Genomic DNA, 21,007 nt, shown 5'->3' on the forward strand with positions numbered 1-21,007 from the left:
TATTAAGACCCACTTTTATAAGACGGCGAAAATTTCCGGTGGCAACTTTTCGGGCGGCGGCGGGCGAAAGACTCCCAAGCGCACGGCGGAGTTTCTTCACGCGCCGATCACATCCCTCTATGCTACGAGGTCGGCCATCGGCGTCAATCCCCGCGATAAAGCGACCCGAAAAATCTTCGATAAAGTCTTTTCCATTCGGGCAAAAACCGCTTTTCCTTGCCCAAGATGGGATTAGGAGCCCCTCGTCTGACCTTGTGCTACATGGCTAAATCACAGAGAAGATTCGAAAATATTTCAAGCATTTTTCAAACATCCTCGGCCTTTGAGAGCCCACACCAATGGGTCCAGTCGATAATCGCCTTGGGGGTTTTCTCGTTAAACACCCAGGCGAGTTGATCGCCCGTGGCAGCGGTTCGGACACTGCCCGCCGCGCATCGCTAAACGCCATCGCACGGAGACGATCCCCCATCCGCACCCCATTCACGGAACCAAAGCTTGTTATCACCCACCCTTCTCGACACCCGGCGGCAGACCTCGAACACCTCGGCGGTGTCCGCTGCACCCGCCGCCACGCGCGAGAGCGTGATGGCAATATGGAACGACCAGGCGTAATGATCAGGGAAATAGGCGAACCAGGGTGTCCTTCGAATGGCATCGGGCGCCACTAGCCAAGCACCTCGGTGTTGACCAAGCCCATTGGTCTCAAGCCCTCTATCGCTTTTCGGATGTTGTCGGCTGACCGCCCCATGGCCGCAGCCGTGGTCTCGGAGGTTCTTGAGCCGTTGTGCGGGCTGATGAGCACCTGGGGAATCGAAAATAAAGGATGCCCATCGGGCAGGGGCTCGGGGTCGGTTACATCGAGACCCGCCCCGGCAATTCGCCCTGCCTGAATGGCCTCAAGCAGATCGTCGGTGACGATAGCCTGCCCCCGAGAGAGGTTGACGACAACGGCACTCTTTTTCATTTTTCCAAGCGTCTCGCTCCGAACAAGCCCCTCCGTCTCGGGTACAAGCGGCATCGCCAGCACAATGAAATCGGCACGAGGACACATCTCATCGAACGAAACGAATTCGACATCAACACCCGGCACCCGCCCCGGATCGGGCGTTCTTGTATTGACCAGAATATTCATCCCGAAACCATGGCCTATCTTCACGATGTTCCCGCCGATGTCGCCAAGGCCGACGACGCCCAGCGTTTTGCCGGTGAGCTGAATAGGCGGCGTCGCTAGCCAAGTTTCCTGGTCATCCTTCATCCAGGCATTTCGCGAGATGTAGAGCATCATGAAAAAAGCGTGCTCGGCCAGCGAGCGGCCTCTAACGCCAGTGACGTTGCAGACCATGACCCCGCAGCGGGTGGCCGCATTAATATCAATATTGTCCACTCCCGCGCCGGGTCTCGCCACCACCTTGAGATCAGGGGCCGCCTCAATCAGTTCTGCAGGCACCGGTCGAAACGCAGTAAAGAAGCCGGCAATCCCTGAAAGCTCGCGTAGTATATCCGCGTCCTCATAGCCTTTGGGTTGGACAACTTCATAGCCAGGCCCTAGCCAGTCCGGTTTTATTTTCGACATCTTTGAATCGATCACAAGAACTTTCGCCACTTCAAATCACTCCTTTTCGGGTGTGAACAGATGATTAGGACAAACCGAAGAGTACCTCTCCTCATGTCCCTTTTTCTAGCTTCTCACCCAACCTATTAGGCCAATAATTATCGATATATAGGCGGACTTGATCTTCGCTTTAATTTTGCTATATTGTTCGTCTTACATTCGCCATGGGACTTGGGCTATTAATCTTCGAGGAGGCAACGCCATGCTCGCAAAAACAACGTCGGCGGCCGTTTTGGGCGTAGATGCCTATCCGGTCGATGTAGAAGTGGACCTCGCCACCGGGTTGCCCGCCTATGCCACCGTCGGGCTGCCGGATACGGCGGTCAAAGAAAGCAAGGAGCGCATACGTGCCGCTATCTCTAACACAGGCTTTCGCTACCCGCTCGGGCGCATCACCGTGAGCCTCTCTCCCGCCGACGTTCGCAAAGAGGGAAGTGCCTTTGATCTCCCGATTGCACTCGCCCTGCTTCGAGCGACAGGCGCCATCCGCGAGGAGAAAAATGAAAACACCCGTCTCATGTTCCTTGGCGAGTTGGCGCTGGACGGTACTCTGAGGCCCGTACGAGGGGCGTTGAGTGTGGCCGTCCTCGCCAAGCAGCGCGGCCTGGGCGGGCTTATCCTCCCGGTCGAAAATGCTCGCGAGGCAGCGGTTGTAGACAATCTGGCGATAATTCCGGCTCACACTCTTCCCCAGGTGGTGGGATACTTAAAAGGAGAGCTCACAATTGAGCCTGAGAGCGGTGGGCAACCGCATTTAAATTCCCCCCCTGACGGGGTGGAGGATTTCAGCGACATCCGGGGACAGCGCCACGCCAAGCGGGCTATAGAGGTGGCGGCGGCGGGCGGGCACAACCTGTTGATGCTGGGCCCCCCGGGAAGCGGAAAGAGCATGCTCGCCAGACGGCTGCCAACCATCCTCCCCCGCCTATCTTTAGAGGAGTCCATCGAGACAAGCCAGGTTTGGAGCGTACTCGGAAAACTTGGGCCGGGTCGGTCACTCGTCACCAAACGACCCTTCCGTGCCCCGCACCACACCATTTCCGACGCCGGCATGGTCGGGGGAGGTACCATCCCGCTCCCCGGTGAGGCATCGCTTGCCCACAACGGCGTGCTCTTTCTGGATGAGCTTCCCGAATACAAAAAAAATGTGCTCGAAACCCTACGCGGCCCGCTAGAGGAGGGCCACATCACCATCAGCCGGGCACTTGCGAGCCTCTCATTTCCCGCCCGCTTCATGCTTGCCGCCGCAATGAACCCTTGCCCCTGCGGGCATTGGGGCGATTCGGCAAGGCCCTGCACCTGCACCCCCAAGCAAATTGCTCGCTACCGCTCGCGCATCTCAGGGCCGCTCCTTGACCGCATCGACATTCACATCGGGGTGCCCAGGGTCGAGTGGAAAGAACTTTCAGGAGAGGAAACCGGCGAGAGTTCGGCTGTAATCAGGGGGCGTATCGAAGCCTCCCGCACGAGGCAGCAAAGCCGCTTCAATGATCATCCCGCCCTTCACTCGAACGCCCACATGGGCCCGGCACTCATCAGCCGCTATTGCAAAATCGACACCCAGGGGGAAAAACTGCTCGAAATGGCCGTCGAGCGGCTGGGTCTTTCGGCCAGGGCCTATCACCGGGTGTTAAAAGTGGCGCGAACAATCGCCGATCTGGCGGGAGAGGACGCCATCGCCCCCGCCCACCTCGCCGAGGCGATTCAGTACCGACAGCTCGATAGGCCGATCAATTCTTAGGGCGTACAATTACCTAAATGTGTCACTTCTTTCCCTGACTAACTGGGGCATTGAAGCACTCTGGGCTGAAATATTTAGAATTCTCGATACTCTTTGGTATCAATTTAGTAACATCTATAATGTTCATGGTATTTGGGCTACGCACCCTTAGAGAGTAGATGTCGCCCGAAAACCAGCCCGGAAACTTTCCATTCTGCTTTGATGATTCTACATTGTGAAGGATTGTTTATTTGCGAGGGATATAAACCGGTTGGATAACTGCCCTAAATTTTCTTATCAACTCTAGGCAGGCGAACGGTGAACGTCGAGCCCTTCCCCGTATGCACATCGAAGCAAATTTTCGTATATATTCAAATGGACCGTTTAGACTGGGTTTGAACTGATAGTCCCGCCCCGAGATGGAATACAATTCCCCCGATGAGAACCGGCGCCATGCGCGGCAAAGATTATCACCTATCCCGCCCGGAGAGCCCTTTTGGAATCTCCATCCATCTTCTGCTCATCGGCCTCTACCTGGCCCTAACCTTGGGAATGACCTATCCGGTCGCCAACAACCTTTTCACCCGGCTGCCAGTCTGGTCCCATGACGGCCTGCAAAACTACTGGAATCTATGGTGGTTCAAAACCGCCCTTATGGACCTTGGGACAAACCCTCTTTTTACAAATCAACTTTTTCATCCCGTCGGCACAACTTTGACTGCCCACACCCTTGCCCCTTACAACGGACTGATTGGGATACCACTCCAAGCCCTCTTTGGTCTCATGGCCGCCTTCAACATTCTCTACCTCTCAACCTTCGTGCTTTCCGGCTACGGCATGCATCTGTTGATTCACCACCTTACGAAAAATCACGCGGCTGCGTTCGTGGGCGCCTTAATCTTCGCCTTCTCGCCTTACCACATGATGCACGCCCAAAATCATCTTCATTTGATGACCATCCAATACATCCCGCTTTTCGCTCTATATCTTGTTCGGCTATCGGAGAATCCTTGTACGAAAAACGGAATCGCAGCAGGAATTTTCATGGCACTCACTGCACTTTGCTCATGGAATTATTTTTTATTCTTTCTAATTTTTATTCTCGTATTCATGATTTCCGTTTTTGCGAATGAGCGGACGAAAGTCATCAACCTGTCTTTTATTCGCGGGCTTTGCTGGCTAGGTGGAGTGTGTTTCGTGATTATCTCGCCATTTTTAATTCCACTAGCGAGAGACATCCTCACAGGCACGGTCGATATCGCAGGAGAGCGCTTCGCAAGAGCGGCCTCGGCCGATCTTGCCGCCTATTTTGTTCCCTCAAACCTACATCCTCTATGGGGCGGCAACAGCGTCTTTCAGAAAATGTACACCTCCTTTGCGGGCGGTCTGAGCGAGGGAACCGTCGCCTTCGGTTATGCGGCGCTGGCTCTCGCTGGAGTTGCTCTCCTCCGCTCCGGCTGGCGAAATATTTATATTTGGGTAATTACACTCGCCACTTTCATGGCACTCTCGCTCGGACCAGATCTTCAGATATTCGGTGAAGAATACCTCGGCTTTACCCGACTTCCCTACAACTGGTTCATCCAAAACACACCGTTCTTGAAAGGCGCACGTATCCCGGCACGCTTCGCTGTGATGGCCTCACTAGCTATATCCGTCCTGGCTGGCTGGGGGATGAAGTCCCTTCTCGACAATCTCAAACCGAACAAGAAGACCATGCTAATCGCGGGAGCAACAGCCCTTATCCTTTTCGAATTTCAGGCAGTTCACCCCTCTATCCCTGTCTCCATTCCCAAGCCATATACATATTTTGCCCAAGACTCAGAAGCCTATGCCGTGCTAGAGGTACCCGTCGGATTACCACAAAACGCCAGTTGGTACATGGCCTATCAAACAGCTCACAGAAAACCGATAATCTCGGGATACATTTCCAGGGTGGTGTCAAAATCCTGGAAATTTATCGAAAATGACCCGTTCGTGAGGCTTCTCCATTTCCCAGAACGAATTACCTCAGAAACGATCAACACCAAGCCTGCCGGGCTTATCAAACACAAAATAAAATATGTCTTAGTCCACAAAACCAAAGAATTTTACGAATTTCTTGACAACCCCTACTTCGACCACACGAAAGTTCGTTACGCCAGGGGAAAAAGGAAGAAAATATTTCTCAAAAATATACACGAGCTACTTTTAAAACATACGAAACGCTCACCCCTGTCTAGCGATAACATCATCGTGTATCAGGTGTATTAGGGTAGGTGTCGCAAAGAGGGTACAGCATGAGGTATGGGGAAAATAAAAATTTCTTTTTCAAGGAGTACATCATCACAAGTGTTTTTAAGTAAGACCATCCGAAGGCAATGAGCTTGGCATTGGATCTTCCCGAATGCCGAGCACTGTATTGAAATGGGACCTCCTGAACTTTGAGGCCTATGGCAACTGCCCGAAGGAGAATTTCCTGAAGAATATCGAAATTTGTTGCCACTGGATTGATTTGCTCCACCAACTCTTTTCGATAAATTCGGTAACCACTGCTTAAATCCAAAACCGGTACAGCAAAAATCCATCCGAAGGTAAAGTTTAGTATCCGGCTGAGTAGCCATCTTGTAGCTGGCATTTCAGCACTACCGCCAGCCACATAACGAGAGGCGATCACTAAATCTGAGTGGGCCGCCGCCTGAGTCATTTGACCAATAAATTTAGGCGGATGCGAGAGGTCTGCATCCAGAGTTAGGATGAGCTTACCGCGTCCATTCCTAAAACCTGTCCGAAGCGCGCCTCCGTATCCCTTTTCCTCCTGGGTATGGAGAGTCGCACCAAATTGGCGACAGACATTTTCCGTCTCATCGGGAGCCCCATTGTCGACTACCAGTATCTCGAATGCGATGCCGATTTCCTTCAACTCTTTGTGTAACTCCGGTAGGAGGAGCTTTAAATTTTCGGCTTCTCCAAGCGCCGGAATGACAATGCTCAATTCAGGAATTTCTGACATAAGAAAATCTTCCAAACCGGGGGAACCTGATTTCAGATAATGCCTCAAGGCCATGTGAAAAATCTGAATAAAACTCCTGGACACGCCACCATGCCCAGCCAAGCAAACTACATCTAATACACCTTATACACAGTGATATTTTCTCCCGAAAGTGGCGAGCGCTTCAGATGCCGTGACAACAGCTTATGAATGTTCGCAAGAAACGCCTCTTTTTTTTCTCCTCTCACAATCCGCACTTTCGTATGATCAAAATACGGGGCGTCAACGACATTATAAAATTTATTATTCCTGTGGACCAAGACATATTTTATTTTATTCCTGATAAGTCCGACAGGCATAGTGTCTAGGGTTGCCGGGGTAATCAGCTCGGGATAATGGAGGAGCCGCACAAATGGATCCTCGTTGATAAACTTCCAATTTTTGGGAATCACTCGGGAAATGTATCCCGAGATTATCGGCTTTTGGTGAACCGTCTGGTAGGCCATGTATAGATTAACGTTTTGCGGCATAGCAACAGGAACGTCTAGAATCGAGTAGGCTCCTTTATCTTGAGCAAATTTCTTGTATGGCTCGGGCACTTTCATCTCGGTAAAAACGGGCTTGGCCATAAATTCGAAAAGAATGAGACCAGCCACCATAGTAGAGAACAAAGCTCTTTGACGCGGCGCAAAGCCTAAGAGAATCTTCTTCAGACCTAATCCAGCCAAAACAGAAAGCGCCAGGACGGTCATCACCGTAAAGCGGGCTGGCACCCGTGCCCCCTTGAGAATCGGAGTGTGCTGAATGAGCCAATTATAAGGAAGGCGGGTGAAGCCGAGGTATTCTTTACCAAATACTTGCAAGTCAGGCCCAAGTGAGAGCACCAAGAAAAGAGCAAAAACGGCAACCCACAATCGCGTTAAACGCTGCTCCACTCTCAAAACACCCACCACGCCTAAAAAAAGCGCCGTGTATCCTAAAAACACCGTTCCTTCTGAAACGCCACCCGACAATTTTGAGTAAAGCCCCCGGATAAAAACAGAATCTCCCCACAGGGGATGTAAGTTAGAGGGAACAAAAAACGCTGCCAAATCAGCTGAATACTCTCTAGCCCCGCCCTCGCCCGCAATGTTTATCTCTCCCGACAAAATCACTCGTAGGAGGGGAATCAGGAACGGCGATACGAGGAAAAGACATACTCCCATCATTCCACAGAGGGCATACAAAAATTTAGGTTGAGTCATCGCCCCCTTCTCATTGAGATACGCCCATATCAAGAACACGAGAACGAAAAGCAGAATGAATAATAAATAATTCCAGTCGGACAGAGCCGTAAGCGCCATATACACCCCGGCCAAAATTGCGTACTTAGCGCCAGGCCGCTCAAGTAACTTCAGGAGATAAAGAATAAACAAAGGGATGAACTGAATGCTCAATAAATTTAGATGAAATTTAGCGTGCAACATGTGCCAGGGAGCGAAGGTAAAAATTATCGCTCCCACTAGCGACGACTGGCGGTCCTCTGTCAGGTGATATATCAACAAATACATTCCGAGCACCGAGAGAATAAATGTTGAGAGATAAATCAACCCAAACGTCGCCGATAGACCGAATAGAAGCTGAAGTGGAATCCCGATGAGGCCGTAGTAAGGAGTGAGCGTATGCGAGGCAAGCGTGGTTCCTATTGGCGCAAAAAGGTAGCTTGTATAGACAGGATTCGTTCCGAGATCTAAAAGCGCCATTTTGAACCACCAAAGGTTCCAGTAATACAGTGAAACATCCATATACTTCGTCGGCACCGTGTTTTCCGCGAGGTGCAAAACGGTTGGCCATGTCATTCCCAGAGCGGCAACGACACAGATGAGAAACACCCAAAGATGGGAGCGCACTCTAAGAGAGAAAAACCGAGACACTTTATCCTCCATTTTATGGATGGCCTTTTAAAAAGCCCTATCGCCTACTTTTTCTATTCAGCTCAACAATTTTCATGTGAGCCGCCTCCGAAAATAGCACTACTTTCAAAACTCTCATAGGAAATGATACAACTTCTGGGCAGTTCAATTCCAAATCCAAGGAATAAAAGCTCTATATCCAAGGGGGCTAAATTCCTTAACATTAAAATCAAAGGTAAAATGAAAAAGCACCAAGACCTCGCGGGCAAACTTCACACATCGGAATCCAATGTTGAACCTGCGAACCAGGATGCCCCAAGCCCAGTTCGATTTATTGTCCTAGCCTACAACGAAGGCCCGAATCTCGAACTGTTGTGCAACCGCATTCAAGGCGTCATGGAAAACCTCGAGCGAAAATATGAAATTTTCATCGTTAACGACGGGAGCAGCGACAATACCAGCGAAGTTGTAGACTCACTCAAAACAAGACTTCCCATCAGAGAATTGCGACACGAGGTGAACCGGGGGGTAGCGTCGGCCTTCCTCACCGGCTTCCGGGCGGCTCTTGAGGACGCCGATGACGAGGACCCCCTGATAGTCATGGAGGGGGACGGAACAAGCGATCCCGCCGTAGTGCCGCAAATGCTGGAGCAGCTGTCACCGCCGTGCGATATCGTCATTGCATCGCGCTATGCGCCTGGAGGGCGCTATGTGAAATTCCCTATTAAAAGACTCGTGTTGAGTGGCGGGGCAAACACCTTGCTGTGTAGATTGTGCCCTGTTGCTGGCGTCCGAGATTACACCATCTTCTACCGAACATACCGCGCCGGTCCCCTCCGCCAGGCCCTCGCCGAATACGGCGACGACTTCACGAGCACAGAAGGGTTCGCCTGCAATGCCGAAATGCTTCTTCGGCTTGAAGGTTTTATCGGAATAGTGAGAGAGGTGCCTTTCGTGTACGATTACGGACTGAAAAAAGGCGCCAGTTCGATACAAATTTCCGGGAATCTTCTTGCATACGCTCGGCTTTTCCGCATTTTCCTAACACGGCGGAGAAAGAAAAAAATATCGAATTGAATCGGTGCGGTTCGATCAAAGGACGAGTGAATGCAAATATTGATCACAGGAGGAGCAGGTTTCATCGGTTGCAACTTAGCAGCAAAGGGCATCCGAGAGGGACATGCCATTACCGTTCTAGATAATTTATCCCGTGCGGGCTCCTTCCTGAATTTAGAATGGCTACGCTCTTTGGGCAAATTCGATTTCGTCGAGGCTGACATCCGCGATTTCGACACCCTTTCGGACCTACTAAACGCCCAAAAGTATGACGCCATATTTCATGACTCCGCCCAGGTGGCGGTAACCACCTCGGTGGAAGACCCCCGGACAGACTTTGAGATAAACGCACTCGGCACCTTCAATCTCCTTGAAGCCATACGGCTGAGCGAGAGTGACCCCGTTCTCATTTACGCCTCCACCAACAAGGTATACGGAGCACTTCCATCCCTGAACATCGGGGAGAAAAATGGTCGTTATTCGTTCCGAGATCAACCTGACGGGGTTCCAGAAACCATGCCCCTTGATTTCCATTCCCCCTACGGTTGCTCGAAAGGGGCCGCCGAGCAATATGTCCTCGACTACCGGCGCATATATGGCTTGCGGTCCATCGTCTTCCGCCAGTCTTGCATCTATGGCCCCCGGCAGATGGGTGTTGAAGATCAGGGGTGGGTGGCCTGGTTCGCTATCTGTGCATCATTCGGTCGATCAATTTCGATATTCGGCGACGGGAAGCAGGTCCGGGACCTTCTCCACATCGATGACCTGGTGGATCTTCACTACCGTGCCATCGAGATGGAACCCCAACTCGATATGTTTGCTTTCAACGTAGGCGGAGGGCCAGGATGCGCAGCCTCGCTACTTGAGATAATTAATCTGATCGAGGAGAAAACGGATCGCCCCATCGAACTAAATTTCGCCGACTGGCGACCCGGCGATCAGAAAGTTTACATCTCAGACATCAGGGCGCTGAAAGAAAAACTTTCCTGGTCACCCAGAATGCCTCTATCCGACGGCATAGGCCTTTTACTCGATTGGATAAGGGAAAACGGTGAAATGTTGAAGAAAAACATCAAATAAACTGAATAGCAGCCTCGGGAGAGCCTCTCTACTCCTACCAACCATGTTCAGAATACTCAAAAACTCAACCTAACCGGACAACGAAAAAAGCAAATTAATTTTTCAGCCTTTGTGGCTGGGCGCGAGTATCCTTTACTTCTAAATCTGAAAAAATCTCCACTACCCACTTCATAGAGCGACACCACCAAATACGGATAGATAAAGTCAGACAAGCCCCCCTTTTTTTCAAATCTCAGAACAAAGTGCTAAACGCTTTCAGACCCGCTCCCAAGTATGATACGACAATTGGACCAGCCCCTCTCATTTTCGAGACAATGATTGGACTGCCTCATTCCCCAGACTCCAACCATGCTGCGGAGCCTCAAATGAAAAAAGTGCGTTATCTCATCGTTGGAGCGGGCTTCGCAGGTGCGGCTACCGCCTATAATCTGGTTCGTATGGGTGCCAAGGATGTGCTCGTCATCGACCGCGAAGCGGTGGCAGGTCTCAACTCCTCGGGGCTAAATGCCGCCATGGTAACGCACCGGGGCTCTGGCGAGGCAGAAGAGAGCCTCGCCCGCCGGGGGGCCGAATTTATCCGAAAGCCCCCCGATGATTGGCCAGGACAGCTTGAATTCTCACCGACAGGTTCCCTATTCCTCGCCTCGGGGGATCAACTCGCCGGACAAAAAGTCATCGCCACACGTCTCCAGGCCGCAGGGCTGGATGTGGAAATAAGAGAACGTGATTGGGTAGTGAAACAAATCCCAATCCTTGAGGGCACGGAATTCGAAGCCGCCTTGTGGTCTCCTTGTGACGGCGTGGTGGACATCCAGGGCCTGCTCGATGGCTACCTTGAGGGTGCAAGAGCTGGCGGGGCCGAAATCTGGCTGGGCTGCGAGCTTAAAAATGTGGAGGTGCAAGGAGGGCGCTTCTCTGCCGCGAAAACTGACAGAGGACGCATTGAGGCAGATGTGCTCATTGACGCTGCAGGCGCATGGTCCGGAGCTGTGGCCAGTATGTCAGGGGCGGCAGAGCTTCCCCTCCAGCCTCGTCGCCGCCACCTTTTTCGAACGGGAACTCTCCCTTGGACCGATCCCAGCTGGCCGCTCGTCTGGGACATGGGAGCCGCCTATTACTTCAGACCCGCAGCCGGGGGACTACTTTTAAGCGCCTGCGATGAGGATGTGTTTCCACCATCACTTCCTGAGGCGAATATCGCCGCGATGGGGTTGCTCAAGGATAAGCTACGAAAGAATGTGCCTCCCCTCCAATGGCTACGGTTCCAAGCGTACTGGGCTTGCCTGCGTACTTCAACGCCAGATGATCGCTTTATCATTGGCTGGGATCCGGGGGTTAAAGGATTTTTTTGGGTAGCGGGGCTCGGCGGACACGGCGCAACCTGCTCGGCAGCCGTGGGCGAGATGGGAGCAAGGCTGATACTGGAAAAAGAAGAACCACTCGGTCTGGCGGCAGAATTATCTCCGGGGCGCTTCTTAAACTCAGATTGAGGAAATCTCTCCGCCATCCACCGCATAGGCAACGCCGCTGATAAAACTGGCGCGCTCGCTCGCAAGGAATAACACCATCGCAGCGAATTCCTCGGGCTGGCCGAGGCGCGACATGGTGATGTCCTTGACGACTTCGGCATAAACATCTTCCTCACCTCGCCCCTGATCCTTTGCCATTTTTTCGATGCGCTCGCGCCAATGCGTGTCGAAGCGCCCCGGTATGGCACAGTTGACGAGTATCCCGTCCTTCACGAACTCCCTGGCCAGGGTTTTCGTGAAACTCAGCAAAGCTGTCTTGGCAGTGTTCGAGAGAACGCGCCGGGGGCGGGGCTGCTTGGAGCTTGCAGAGCCAACATTAATTATTCGGCCCCACTTTTGTTTTTGCATGTAGGGGATCACCAGTTTACTGGCCTCAGAGGCCCCGACAATTATCATCTGGAATATTTTTGTCCAATCCTCACGCTCCACATCGAGAAAATCTTTGGTGATGCTCGTACCAGCGTTATTGACGAGTATATGAACAGTACCGAAGCGATCCACCGTCTCACTAACGAGGCGGTTAATATCCTCAGATCGTTCCATATCCGTCATTACGGCATGAACCTGAGCACCGTCGGCCTGGGCTTGGATTTCCTTTTGGGCGGCAAAAAGCGCCTCCTCGCCCCGGGAGCATATTGTTACATTACATCCTTCACGCGCTAACTCTTTGGCCACTGCCAGACCGAGTCCCATGCTAGAGCCGGTCACAATCGCCGTTTTACCCCTTAACCCAAGGTCCATAAAACTCATCTCCAAATACATTTTTCAAGGAAAATATTTTCACACATAAGAAAACTTCAACCCGAGGATTACAACCTTCGTTTCAATTCCACCATGTATTTATAACGGTCTCCTCGGTAGAAGGTCCGAGAAAACTGTATAGGCTCATCTGCCTGACTGCGTATAAAAGTTTCGACATACATCACAGGAGAGGTCGTGTCGACTTCTAGAACACCCGCAATTTCACTGTCCGCACTTTTGGCTTCTATTGTCTGTTGAATGATTTGAAGAGGAGTGTCCATCCGTTCTTCCAAAATAGAAACCATTGTTCGTTTATTAAGATCCTCAATGGGAATTTCTGCAGCTGTGGCAACGGGAAGAAAGTTTATGACATAGGAATAAGGCATACCGTCCACCTGCCTCAGACGCCGAAGCATCATCAAGATTTCTCCGTCGTCAATATCAAAAAAATCTGCAGCTTTTGCGGGGGCTGGCACACGTTCCATAGACAAGAGACCAAGCGTTCCCTGAATACCTGTAGTCACATAGTCTTCGATAACTCCGCTAAGAATCGGGGCTTTCGGCGCAAATTCTTTTTTCGAGACAAAAGTGCCACGCCCGCGCTGGCGACTAAGGATGCCTTCATTTTCCAGCAAAGACAGAGCGTGACGAACCGGGACACGGCTAACTCCAAAACTGCGAGCCAACTCTATTTCACCCGGAAGCCTGTCCCCAGGAGAATACTCTCTGCCTTCAATTTTCTCACGAAGCAAATTGGCAATTTGGTAATAGTAAGGAACGAAGCGATCTGATAAAGAAACCCTTTTAAGATCTTCTTTCATATCGAAAATATCCTAAAATAAAAACGGTGATGCATCATCAAAAAAGGCTGCAATACACTACAATGCGTTGTCGATTCATAATTATTATGAATGAGACATACTACCTGAAAAGGTATGCTTATGTAGGCCAATAATATGTTATATTTAAACAACGACAATCGCGAGACAATATTGGACATTTCACCCGAATTCTTTAATTAATCATGTGACCTTTTGCTATCGCTCTCTTTTTTGCCTAGCCGGTCCAGTAGATTCAATAGAGGAGACTTAAATGCCTACGGAATATGCATGGTTTATTCCCAGCGCAAGAGCTGGAGACGGACATAAAATCAACATTCCGGTACCCGAGCGGGAACCCACCATCGAATATCTATCCCAGGTCGCGCGGTCTGCCGAGGAGGCTGGATTCGTGAATCTTCTCGTTCCCACCGGAACACACTGCCTCGACGCATGGGTAACCGCCGCCGGAATTGCCCAAAATTCGAATCGCATCAAATTTTGCGTCGCCTTCAGGCCCGGCCTCACGAGCCCGGTCTACGCCGCGCAATCGTGCAACACACTAGACTGGACCACCAACGGTCGGGTAACGGTTAATGTCGTTACGGGCTCCTCACCGGTGGATCAGATGCGCTACGGCGATCACCTCAAACACGACGAGCGATACGAGCGAACAATGGAGTACCTCGACATTATCAAAGCGATATGGACCAGTGAGGAGCCGGTAAACTACAACGGAAAGTTCTACGACATCCGAGACGCCGCTTTCTTCCCCGGTTTTACGTCCAAACCTTTCCCGAAAGTTTATATGGGCGGCAGCTCCGAGGCCGGCCGCAAGGTCGGCGCGAAACACTCTGACATCCACATGATGTACGCCGTCGATCTCGAAACAATCGCCAAGGATGTCGTGGACATGAAGTGGCGTGCCGCCGAGTATGGGCGCGAGAACGAAATCAAGATGGGCATCCGGATCCACATAATTTGCCGAGACACGAAAGAGAAAGCCCGCCAAGCCGCCGAGGCTCTGATCAAGGGAAGTGACATTTCGAACACTGGGACATGGGCCGACATGAAGAACAACACCGAAAGTGTCGGTCAGCAGCGCGTGAACGATCTCGCGGCGGGCGATTCGCTTTGGATAACGGATACGCTCTGGATGGGCGTTAATCGGGTTCGCGCCGGAGCGGGCGCCTCACTTGTAGGCACACCGGATATGATCGCGACCGCCTTAAAAGAATACGTCGATGCTGGGGTAGAGGCGTTCATTCTATCGGGGTGGCCCCATGTCGAGGAAGCCACGCGATTCGGTCAGGAAATCATGCCGCTGCTCAAGGACACAGATCCCGTAACTCTCGAAGAATCGTCGCCTGCTGTAGCATCGTGAGCATTTGCCCACATTCGAATGCGTGAATTCATGAAAAGACACCAAACCACATGTGGACGCCACTAAATCTATCACCCGGTGAGGTTACATAAATGAGCAGCCTAGATACCCAACTGTCTCCCGAAAATCAAAAATGGGTCGATCTAGCCGAGAAGCTGAGCCGCGAAAAATTTGCTCCTCTCGCTAAAACTATTGATGAGGAAGCCCGATTTCCAACGGAAAATTATGCAGACCTCGCCGAATCCGGCCTTCTCGCTCTTTCCGTTCCTAAGAAGTTTGGCGGCATCGGCGCGGATTCGCTCACCTATGTCACGATCCTCTCGAAAATATCGAAAGGTTGCGCCGCCACAGGGCTTACCTTCAACATGCACAGCGCCGTGGTCGATTTTATGCTCCAAATCGCCAGCCCGGAGCAGCAAGAGCACTACTTTCGTGCTGTAGTCGAGGACGGTGCCATTTTCTCGTCCATCACGAGCGAGCCGGGCTCCTCTTTCCGAGACAAGCTCGCCGTCCGCACTGCAATTAAAAAAGACGGAGAGGGCTACAAGCTCGAAGGCAGAAAGCACTTTTGCTCTCTATCGACCGGGGCGACCTACTACTTCACCTGGAGCTATCTTGATGGCGCGAAAAACATTCAAGAAGGCCTTCTCAATGTCATGGTGCCCTCCAACCGCGATGGCATCGAAATCATCGAGGACTGGGATACTATCGGGATGCGCGGGACGGTTTCCCATTCGATGCATTTTCACGACGTGGCCGTAAATGCCGATGAAGTTATCGGGGAGCCGGGTGGTATTCTCGGCAAGGATATGAGCATCTGGTCACTCGGCTACACCGCTGTGTACATCGGCATCGCCGAGGCGGCGTATGAATTCTGCGTCAACTACGCGAAAAAAACAAAGTTTCGTGGGATGGAAAATTCAATCGCCCACTCCGAGCGCATTCAGCGCCAAATTGGCGAAATGTCGATGCTAATTGAAAACGCCCGCCGGGCCACAGAAAAACTCGGGATGCTGCGCGGAAACTTGAGCAAGATGGAATTGACCTTTATCCTCAACCAGGCGAAGTATCTTGCAACGGAGGCTGCTAAAGAGCTTGCTGAACGCGGAATACGGCTTTGCGGGGGACAGGGGCTTTTGCGCTCTTTTCCTCTTGAGCGCCACCTGAGAGACGCCATGGCAGGACTTGTCATGCCCCCGGCGAATGATCGATGCCTAGAAACGGTGGGAAAGATTGCCCTAGGCATGGAGGCCAAAACACTCGATTTCGAGTGAGTAGGTTTTAAGTGCCAGCCTTCTCCAACATTTCCAAAACGCCCTGCCCGCCGAGGTTAAAGAGTGCATCCTGCACACCCATGTTGGGCTCGAAAGTCGAATAGCCTTGATCGTAGGTGGGATGTCTAAACTCCTGAAATGAAACCTCAATTCCCCCCTCATTAAACGGCTCAAAATCCAGATAATCTCTTCCGGCAACGCCTGACAAATAAACGTCAGCGCCACATTCGCTCGCAATGGCGGCGAGCAAATCCGAACGGCTACCAGAGGCTTTCATCTCCGAGGTGCGCATGATCTTTTTCCCCTGTATGCCTAGGGCATCAAGAAAATAACCGAGCATTTCAAAAAGAAAATCTCCTAGCGAATCTCCCGCGCCGTTAATGAGCGCCTCTATATCGCCTGCATATTTTTCATAGTACGGACACCCCCTATATGCCTGCGCCAGGGTTCCAGGATGTTTCCGCTTCCAATTCACCGCCGGATTGATTTTCATCTCTCCAATGGATTTATCCACATGCCCCTTCATCAGAAGAGGGACCGTCAACCACTCCACACCTGATGCGGCACGAACGCGGTTCCGATTAGCAAAACCGTTTTTTTCGAGCTGCACGGTATCGAGAAAAACGAAAATATCGGAATGAAGAATTTTGTGAAAATAGCCCAGCCATGGAAGATATGCGGGCTGGTGAATAGAGACGATCAAGGAGGGGGCCTCCCTCATGCCATGCTTGGTTTCACCGAAATTTCTAATTGCGGATCGGTGTGCCCAGTAGCGTCCACCTCGAACCCAAGTTCGCGGATCATCCGGAGAGCCTCCTCAGGCGACTGCCCAGAAGTGGTGAGATAGCCTGAGACAAATAACGAGTTGGCCGGATAAAGGGCCAGTGCCTGATGTTCTCGAAGCTGGACCTCGCGCCCACCCGCCACGCGAATCTCTGAGCGGGGATTATAAAAACGCATCAAACAAAGAAGCCTTAGACACTGGACTGCTCCCAGTGGTGGGATGCCCTCAAGCGGGGTCTTGGAAATGGCATTGAGAAAATTCACGGGAATTGATTCGGGCGTAAGCTCTCGGAGGGCCTCGCACACATCGAGAACATCCTCTCGATGCTCACCTTGGCCAAAGATCACTCCCGAGCAAAGTTCCATACCCGTCTCCCGTGCGGCAGACAGGGTGTCCATCCGGTCGGCATAGGTATGGGTGGTACAAATCTCGGGATAGTAACGCTCACTCGTGTTGAGATTGTGGTTAAGGCGATCCACACCCGCTTCTTTCAATCGGCGCGCTTTTGACTCGTCCATCAGGCCAAGCGAGAGACAAACACTAATCCCCAAATCGGATTTTATCCGACGAACCGCCGAACTCAAGTGATCGATTTCGGCATCCGATGGACCGCGACCGCTGATGGCCATACAGTAACGTCGGGCGCCCGTGGCCACAGCAAGTCGGGCGCCCTCGATCAGATGTTCTTCATCGAGCAACGAGTATTTTTCGATATCTGCTTCCGAGACAGCAGATTGTGAACAGTAGGAACAATCCTCAGGACACATACCACTTTTCGAATTCATCAAACGGTGAATCTGAACCGAAAGGCCAAAATACCGACGACGAATCTTGAAGGCAGCGTCGAGGAGAGAGAGAAGATCTCCATCGGGCGAATCGAGAATAGCCTCACCGTCTTGCCTTGACACTCGTTCCCCGGCGATAACGCGCCCGGCCAGCTCCCGATAGTCCATAAAGCCCTCACTTCCCAAGATAAGCAGGAAATACATGGCTAGTTTACTAGGGCTGGAAGTGGCTGCCCACCATGTATCACGTCGCCTCCCACCTTATTGCCCGAATCATGTTTTAGCAACGGCAGGAGGGGCTCCCTGTCTTGCCTACCTGCCCTTACCTCCTTATGATGCGTTTTCCCTAGGTTCAGGATCCTCCCCTGAATCCAGCAAATTGATGCCAAGGGCACCCTTTTAACACATGGGGATTTCGCGAATTACAAAAACACTTCGACACGGAGCAGCGACATGGCGGGCTGGGAAAAACTCGAAAGCGAATTAAAAGAGGCCATCGAGGGCGAGGTTCGCTTCGACCCCTACTCCAAAAAACTCTACAGCACCGATGCCAGCATGTATCGTATTGAACCGGTCGGCGTCGTCATTCCCCGTTCGGCTGAAGATGTGAAGAAAACTCTCGAAATATCGGCGGGCCACAGGGCGGCCGTTCTTTCACGCGGCGGAGGCACCAGCCTCGCCGGGCAGACTGTCGGCAAGGCAGTTGTCCTCGATTTCTCCAAGTATATGAATAGTGTCATCGAGCATGACCTCGACGGCGAATGGGCCCGTGTTCAGCCCGGACTCGTCCAAGATCACTTCAACGATTATCTAAAACCACACGGTTTTGTTTTCGGTCCGAACACCTCCACCAGCAGTCGGGCCACCCTCGGCGGAATGATGGGAAACAATTCCTCGGGCTCAGAATCGCTTGTTTATGGAAAAACCGTCGATCATGTCCACGAAATATCAGGCTTCCTGGCGGGCGGCGAGCCTTTCACTTTTGGCCCTCTCGAAGGGGCGGCACTACAGTCCAAACTTGAGGAAAAATCTCGAATCGGAGACATATACCGCACCCTCCACCGCCTCTCGGACGAGAATCGCCAGGAAATAGATGACCGTTATCCGAAGATCATGCGCCGGGTGGCCGGATATAACCTCGATGAATTGATCAAGGACGAGCCCTTTAATCTCGCTAAATTTCTCGTCGGCTCAGAAGGCACTCTCGCCACCATCACCGAGGCCAAGGTTCGCATCTGCCGCCGCCCGAGGGCCCGAGGCTCTCTGGCCATCCACTTCGACTCGGTTGAGCGCGCCCTGGCCGCCAGCGCCCAGATATTGACCCACAAGCCCGCCGCTCTTGAAATCATGGACCGCCTTCTCCTCGGCCTCGCCCAACAGAACATCGAGGCGCGCCGCTGGATGACTTCATTTATGGAAGGCGATCCCGAAGCCACTCTTCAGGTAATTTTCTTTGGCGACGGCGCCGATGAAGTACGCGCCAAGGTCGAGGGATTAATAAGCGAGCTTGAAAGAGATGGCATCGGATATTCGCGCGTTCCCCTGCTCGACGCCGCCGGGCAGGCCGCCATATCGAATGTACGGAAGGCCGGGCTCGGCTTTTTGCTTGGCGTAAAGGGCGACAAAAAACCTTATGCTTTCATAGAAGATTGTGCCGTGGCGCCCGAAAAACTTCTCGACTACTATCGCAAGCTTGAAAAAATCATACGCGACCACGACACCCAAGGTTCCTTCTACGGACACTCGAGCGTTGGGCTCATGCACATACGGCCCAGCATTAACCTCAAGATGGAATCAGAAGTTAAAAAAATGGTTTCCATACAGGAGCAGACGTCTGACCTCGTTCTCGAATTCGGCGGGGCCATGAGCGGGGAGCATGGCGACGGGCTTGCTCGAAGCCATCTGGTGCCTAAGTTTTTTGGAAATAAACTCTACAATAGCTTCTGCGAAGTGAAGCGAACCTTCGACCCCGAAGGGCTGATGAACCCGGGAAAAATTGTTAACGCCGACGCTTTCACGGACAATTTCAGGATCAGCCCCACATACAAGACGGTGCCTATTTCCACCATCATGGATTTCTCTGCCGATGGCGGCTTCGCTCGAGCGATTGAGATGTGTAACGGGGTGGGGGCCTGCCGGAAACGAGACGGGACCATGTGCCCTTCCTTCCAGGCCACAAATGAGGAGGAACATTCCACCCGAGGCCGGGCCAATGCGTTAAGAGAGGTTATTTCGGGCGGCATCGAGGGCGAGGATTTATCATCTAAGCGCCTCTACGAGGTGATGGAACTGTGTCTTGGATGCAAAGGTTGCAAGGCCGAGTGCCCATCGAGCGTGGACATGGCCAAGATAAAAGCCGAAGTCATGCAGGCGCACTGGGACCGCCACGGCACCCCACTAGGAACTCGCTTGTTCGGACGGATTGCGCAGATCAATCGTCTAAGCAAACCCTTCGCCGCATTGGTGAACATGGGCTACAAGAACACATTCTTACGCTCGCTCATGGAGCGTTTTATGGGCGTGGATAAAAGGCGCGAGTTGTCTCCGCTGGTGAGCGAAACTTTCGAGGAATGGTTCCGCTCACGACCAAGTGGCGTAAAATCGACACGAGGCAAGGTCCTCTTCATGAACGATACTTTCACGAATTTCCACCACCCCGAGGTGGGAAAGGCGACCATCCGCGTGCTTGAAGCCGCTGGTTTTGAAGTACAACTCGCAGAGATGGGCTGTTGCGGGCGACCCCTGATATCGAATGGCCTGCTTCGTGAGGCAAGAGACATGGCCGGAGAGAATTTGATTCGCCTCTCTGGTGCACTTCGTGAGGGGGCCTATATCGTTGGGGTGGAGCCTAGTTGTCTGCTCACGCTGCGAGATGAATATCCGAGTCTCATCTTGGGCGATGATACCCGTCGGCTAGCCGACTCGGTTTTTCTTCTTGAGGAGTTTCTCGTTCATTTAAAGGAAAAAGGAGAACTCGAACTTCCCCTTCGCGAGCGTCCGGGCCGGGCCCTCTTTCACGGCCACTGCCACCAGAAATCCCTCGTGGGCTCGGGTCCCTCGCTTGAAACGCTGAAACTCATTCCCGGCCTTGAGGTCGAAGAAATTCCCTCGGGCTGTTGCGGAATGGCGGGCTCATTCGGCTACCAGAAAGAGCACTACGACATATCTCTGGCTATCGGCGAGATGAAACTTTTCCCAGCAATTCGGGATGAGGATGCCCAAACGCATGTCATCGCTAATGGGGTCTCATGTCGACAGCAAATCGGCCACGGCACCGGACGCCAGGCCCGCCACCTCGTCGAATTTCTCGCCGAGGCGATCGACGATTAAAAGACTTTCGAGTCTTCTCTTGTCACTCAGT

At 52.2% G+C, this 21,007-nt stretch carries 16 protein-coding genes; 8 read left to right on the forward strand and 8 right to left on the reverse strand.

Going from position 1 to position 21,007, the window contains the following annotated elements; genetic code table 11:
- Positions 1–437: 437 nt before the first annotated feature.
- The gene (locus HOJ95_15665; GenBank protein ID MBT6396136.1) at positions 438–665 is read right to left on the reverse strand and encodes a hypothetical protein; all 228 of its coding nucleotides are present in this window, start codon (positions 663–665) and stop codon (positions 438–440) included.
- Positions 665–1,603: a dehydrogenase gene (locus HOJ95_15670; GenBank protein MBT6396137.1), complete on the reverse strand. Its 939-nt coding sequence runs from the start codon at positions 1,601–1,603 to the stop codon at positions 665–667. The genes HOJ95_15665 and HOJ95_15670 overlap by 1 nt, the downstream gene beginning before the upstream one ends.
- Before the next feature lie 211 nt (positions 1,604–1,814).
- Here HOJ95_15670 and HOJ95_15675 point away from each other — a divergent pair, with 211 nt between their 5' ends.
- Both HOJ95_15675 and HOJ95_15680 read left to right on the forward strand, forming a co-directional pair.
- Positions 1,815–3,353 (forward strand): YifB family Mg chelatase-like AAA ATPase, encoded by a 1,539-nt coding sequence (locus HOJ95_15675; protein ID MBT6396138.1) that lies wholly within the window; start codon positions 1,815–1,817, stop codon positions 3,351–3,353.
- Between the two features lie 432 nt (positions 3,354–3,785).
- Positions 3,786–5,585: a hypothetical protein gene (locus HOJ95_15680; GenBank protein ID MBT6396139.1), complete on the forward strand. Its 1,800-nt coding sequence runs from the start codon at positions 3,786–3,788 to the stop codon at positions 5,583–5,585.
- Here HOJ95_15680 and HOJ95_15685 read toward each other — a convergent pair.
- Positions 5,563–6,324 carry a glycosyltransferase gene (locus tag HOJ95_15685; protein MBT6396140.1) on the reverse strand — a complete coding sequence of 254 codons (762 nt, stop codon included), beginning with the start codon at positions 6,322–6,324 and terminating at the stop codon, positions 5,563–5,565. The genes HOJ95_15680 and HOJ95_15685 overlap by 23 nt on opposite strands.
- A gap of 113 nt (positions 6,325–6,437) precedes the next feature.
- Positions 6,438–8,216 (reverse strand): hypothetical protein, encoded by a 1,779-nt coding sequence (locus tag HOJ95_15690; GenBank protein ID MBT6396141.1) that lies wholly within the window; start codon positions 8,214–8,216, stop codon positions 6,438–6,440.
- 219 nt (positions 8,217–8,435) lie between these two features.
- Between HOJ95_15690 and HOJ95_15695 the strand changes: the two genes are divergently transcribed.
- From HOJ95_15695 to HOJ95_15705, 3 genes are all read left to right on the forward strand, one after another.
- Positions 8,436–9,272 carry a glycosyltransferase gene (locus tag HOJ95_15695; protein MBT6396142.1) on the forward strand — a complete coding sequence of 279 codons (837 nt, stop codon included), beginning with the start codon at positions 8,436–8,438 and terminating at the stop codon, positions 9,270–9,272.
- A gap of 30 nt (positions 9,273–9,302) precedes the next feature.
- A complete protein-coding gene (locus HOJ95_15700; GenBank protein ID MBT6396143.1) occupies positions 9,303–10,331 on the forward strand; it encodes an NAD-dependent epimerase/dehydratase family protein in 1,029 nt (342 codons plus the stop codon).
- 365 nt (positions 10,332–10,696) lie between these two features.
- A complete protein-coding gene (locus HOJ95_15705) occupies positions 10,697–11,821 on the forward strand; it encodes an FAD-binding oxidoreductase (protein MBT6396144.1) in 1,125 nt (374 codons plus the stop codon).
- On the opposite strand, the gene HOJ95_15710 is transcribed toward HOJ95_15705, so the two are convergent.
- Positions 11,813–12,601: an SDR family oxidoreductase gene (locus tag HOJ95_15710; GenBank protein MBT6396145.1), complete on the reverse strand. Its 789-nt coding sequence runs from the start codon at positions 12,599–12,601 to the stop codon at positions 11,813–11,815. The two genes, HOJ95_15705 and HOJ95_15710, sit on opposite strands and share 9 nt — an antisense overlap.
- Positions 12,602–12,669: 68 nt before the next feature.
- The gene (locus HOJ95_15715; GenBank protein MBT6396146.1) at positions 12,670–13,422 is read right to left on the reverse strand and encodes a GntR family transcriptional regulator; all 753 of its coding nucleotides are present in this window, start codon (positions 13,420–13,422) and stop codon (positions 12,670–12,672) included.
- Between the two features lie 271 nt (positions 13,423–13,693).
- On the opposite strand from HOJ95_15715, the gene HOJ95_15720 reads away from it, so the two are divergent.
- Positions 13,694–14,803 (forward strand): LLM class flavin-dependent oxidoreductase, encoded by a 1,110-nt coding sequence (locus tag HOJ95_15720; protein MBT6396147.1) that lies wholly within the window; start codon positions 13,694–13,696, stop codon positions 14,801–14,803.
- 92 nt (positions 14,804–14,895) lie between these two features.
- Positions 14,896–16,077 (forward strand): acyl-CoA/acyl-ACP dehydrogenase, encoded by a 1,182-nt coding sequence (locus HOJ95_15725; protein ID MBT6396148.1) that lies wholly within the window; start codon positions 14,896–14,898, stop codon positions 16,075–16,077.
- A 7-nt stretch (positions 16,078–16,084) separates the two neighbouring features.
- On the opposite strand, the gene HOJ95_15730 is transcribed toward HOJ95_15725, so the two are convergent.
- Both HOJ95_15730 and bioB read right to left on the reverse strand, forming a co-directional pair.
- Positions 16,085–16,780 carry a WbqC family protein gene (locus tag HOJ95_15730; GenBank protein MBT6396149.1) on the reverse strand — a complete coding sequence of 232 codons (696 nt, stop codon included), beginning with the start codon at positions 16,778–16,780 and terminating at the stop codon, positions 16,085–16,087.
- 14 nt (positions 16,781–16,794) lie between these two features.
- Positions 16,795–17,850, reverse strand: a complete 1,056-nt coding sequence (gene bioB, locus HOJ95_15735) for a biotin synthase BioB (GenBank protein ID MBT6396150.1) — start codon at positions 17,848–17,850, stop codon at positions 16,795–16,797.
- A 249-nt stretch (positions 17,851–18,099) separates the two neighbouring features.
- Here bioB and HOJ95_15740 point away from each other — a divergent pair, with 249 nt between their 5' ends.
- Positions 18,100–20,976 (forward strand): FAD-binding protein, encoded by a 2,877-nt coding sequence (locus tag HOJ95_15740; protein MBT6396151.1) that lies wholly within the window; start codon positions 18,100–18,102, stop codon positions 20,974–20,976.
- Positions 20,977–21,007: the final 31 nt, after the last annotated feature.

The organism is Nitrospinaceae bacterium (assembly GCA_018669005.1).
GTDB lineage: Bacteria > UBA8248 > UBA8248 > UBA8248 > UBA8248 > UBA8248.

What these genes read in the sequence shown, in the direction of transcription:
- HOJ95_15675 (MBT6396138.1), top strand. Translation starts at nt 1,815, where the DNA reads ATGCTCGCAAAAACAACGTCGGCGGCCGTTTTGGGCGTAGATGCCTAT.
- HOJ95_15680 (MBT6396139.1), top strand. Translation starts at nt 3,786, where the DNA reads ATGCGCGGCAAAGATTATCACCTATCCCGCCCGGAGAGCCCTTTTGGA.
- HOJ95_15685 (MBT6396140.1), bottom strand. Translation starts at nt 6,324, where the DNA reads ATGTCAGAAATTCCTGAATTGAGCATTGTCATTCCGGCGCTTGGAGAA.
- HOJ95_15695 (MBT6396142.1), top strand. Translation starts at nt 8,436, where the DNA reads ATGAAAAAGCACCAAGACCTCGCGGGCAAACTTCACACATCGGAATCC.
- HOJ95_15700 (MBT6396143.1), top strand. Translation starts at nt 9,303, where the DNA reads ATGCAAATATTGATCACAGGAGGAGCAGGTTTCATCGGTTGCAACTTA.
- HOJ95_15705 (MBT6396144.1), top strand. Translation starts at nt 10,697, where the DNA reads ATGAAAAAAGTGCGTTATCTCATCGTTGGAGCGGGCTTCGCAGGTGCG.
- HOJ95_15710 (MBT6396145.1), bottom strand. Translation starts at nt 12,601, where the DNA reads ATGGACCTTGGGTTAAGGGGTAAAACGGCGATTGTGACCGGCTCTAGC.
- HOJ95_15715 (MBT6396146.1), bottom strand. Translation starts at nt 13,422, where the DNA reads ATGAAAGAAGATCTTAAAAGGGTTTCTTTATCAGATCGCTTCGTTCCT.
- HOJ95_15720 (MBT6396147.1), top strand. Translation starts at nt 13,694, where the DNA reads ATGCCTACGGAATATGCATGGTTTATTCCCAGCGCAAGAGCTGGAGAC.
- HOJ95_15725 (MBT6396148.1), top strand. Translation starts at nt 14,896, where the DNA reads ATGAGCAGCCTAGATACCCAACTGTCTCCCGAAAATCAAAAATGGGTC.
- bioB (MBT6396150.1), bottom strand. Translation starts at nt 17,850, where the DNA reads ATGTATTTCCTGCTTATCTTGGGAAGTGAGGGCTTTATGGACTATCGG.
- HOJ95_15740 (MBT6396151.1), top strand. Translation starts at nt 18,100, where the DNA reads ATGGCGGGCTGGGAAAAACTCGAAAGCGAATTAAAAGAGGCCATCGAG.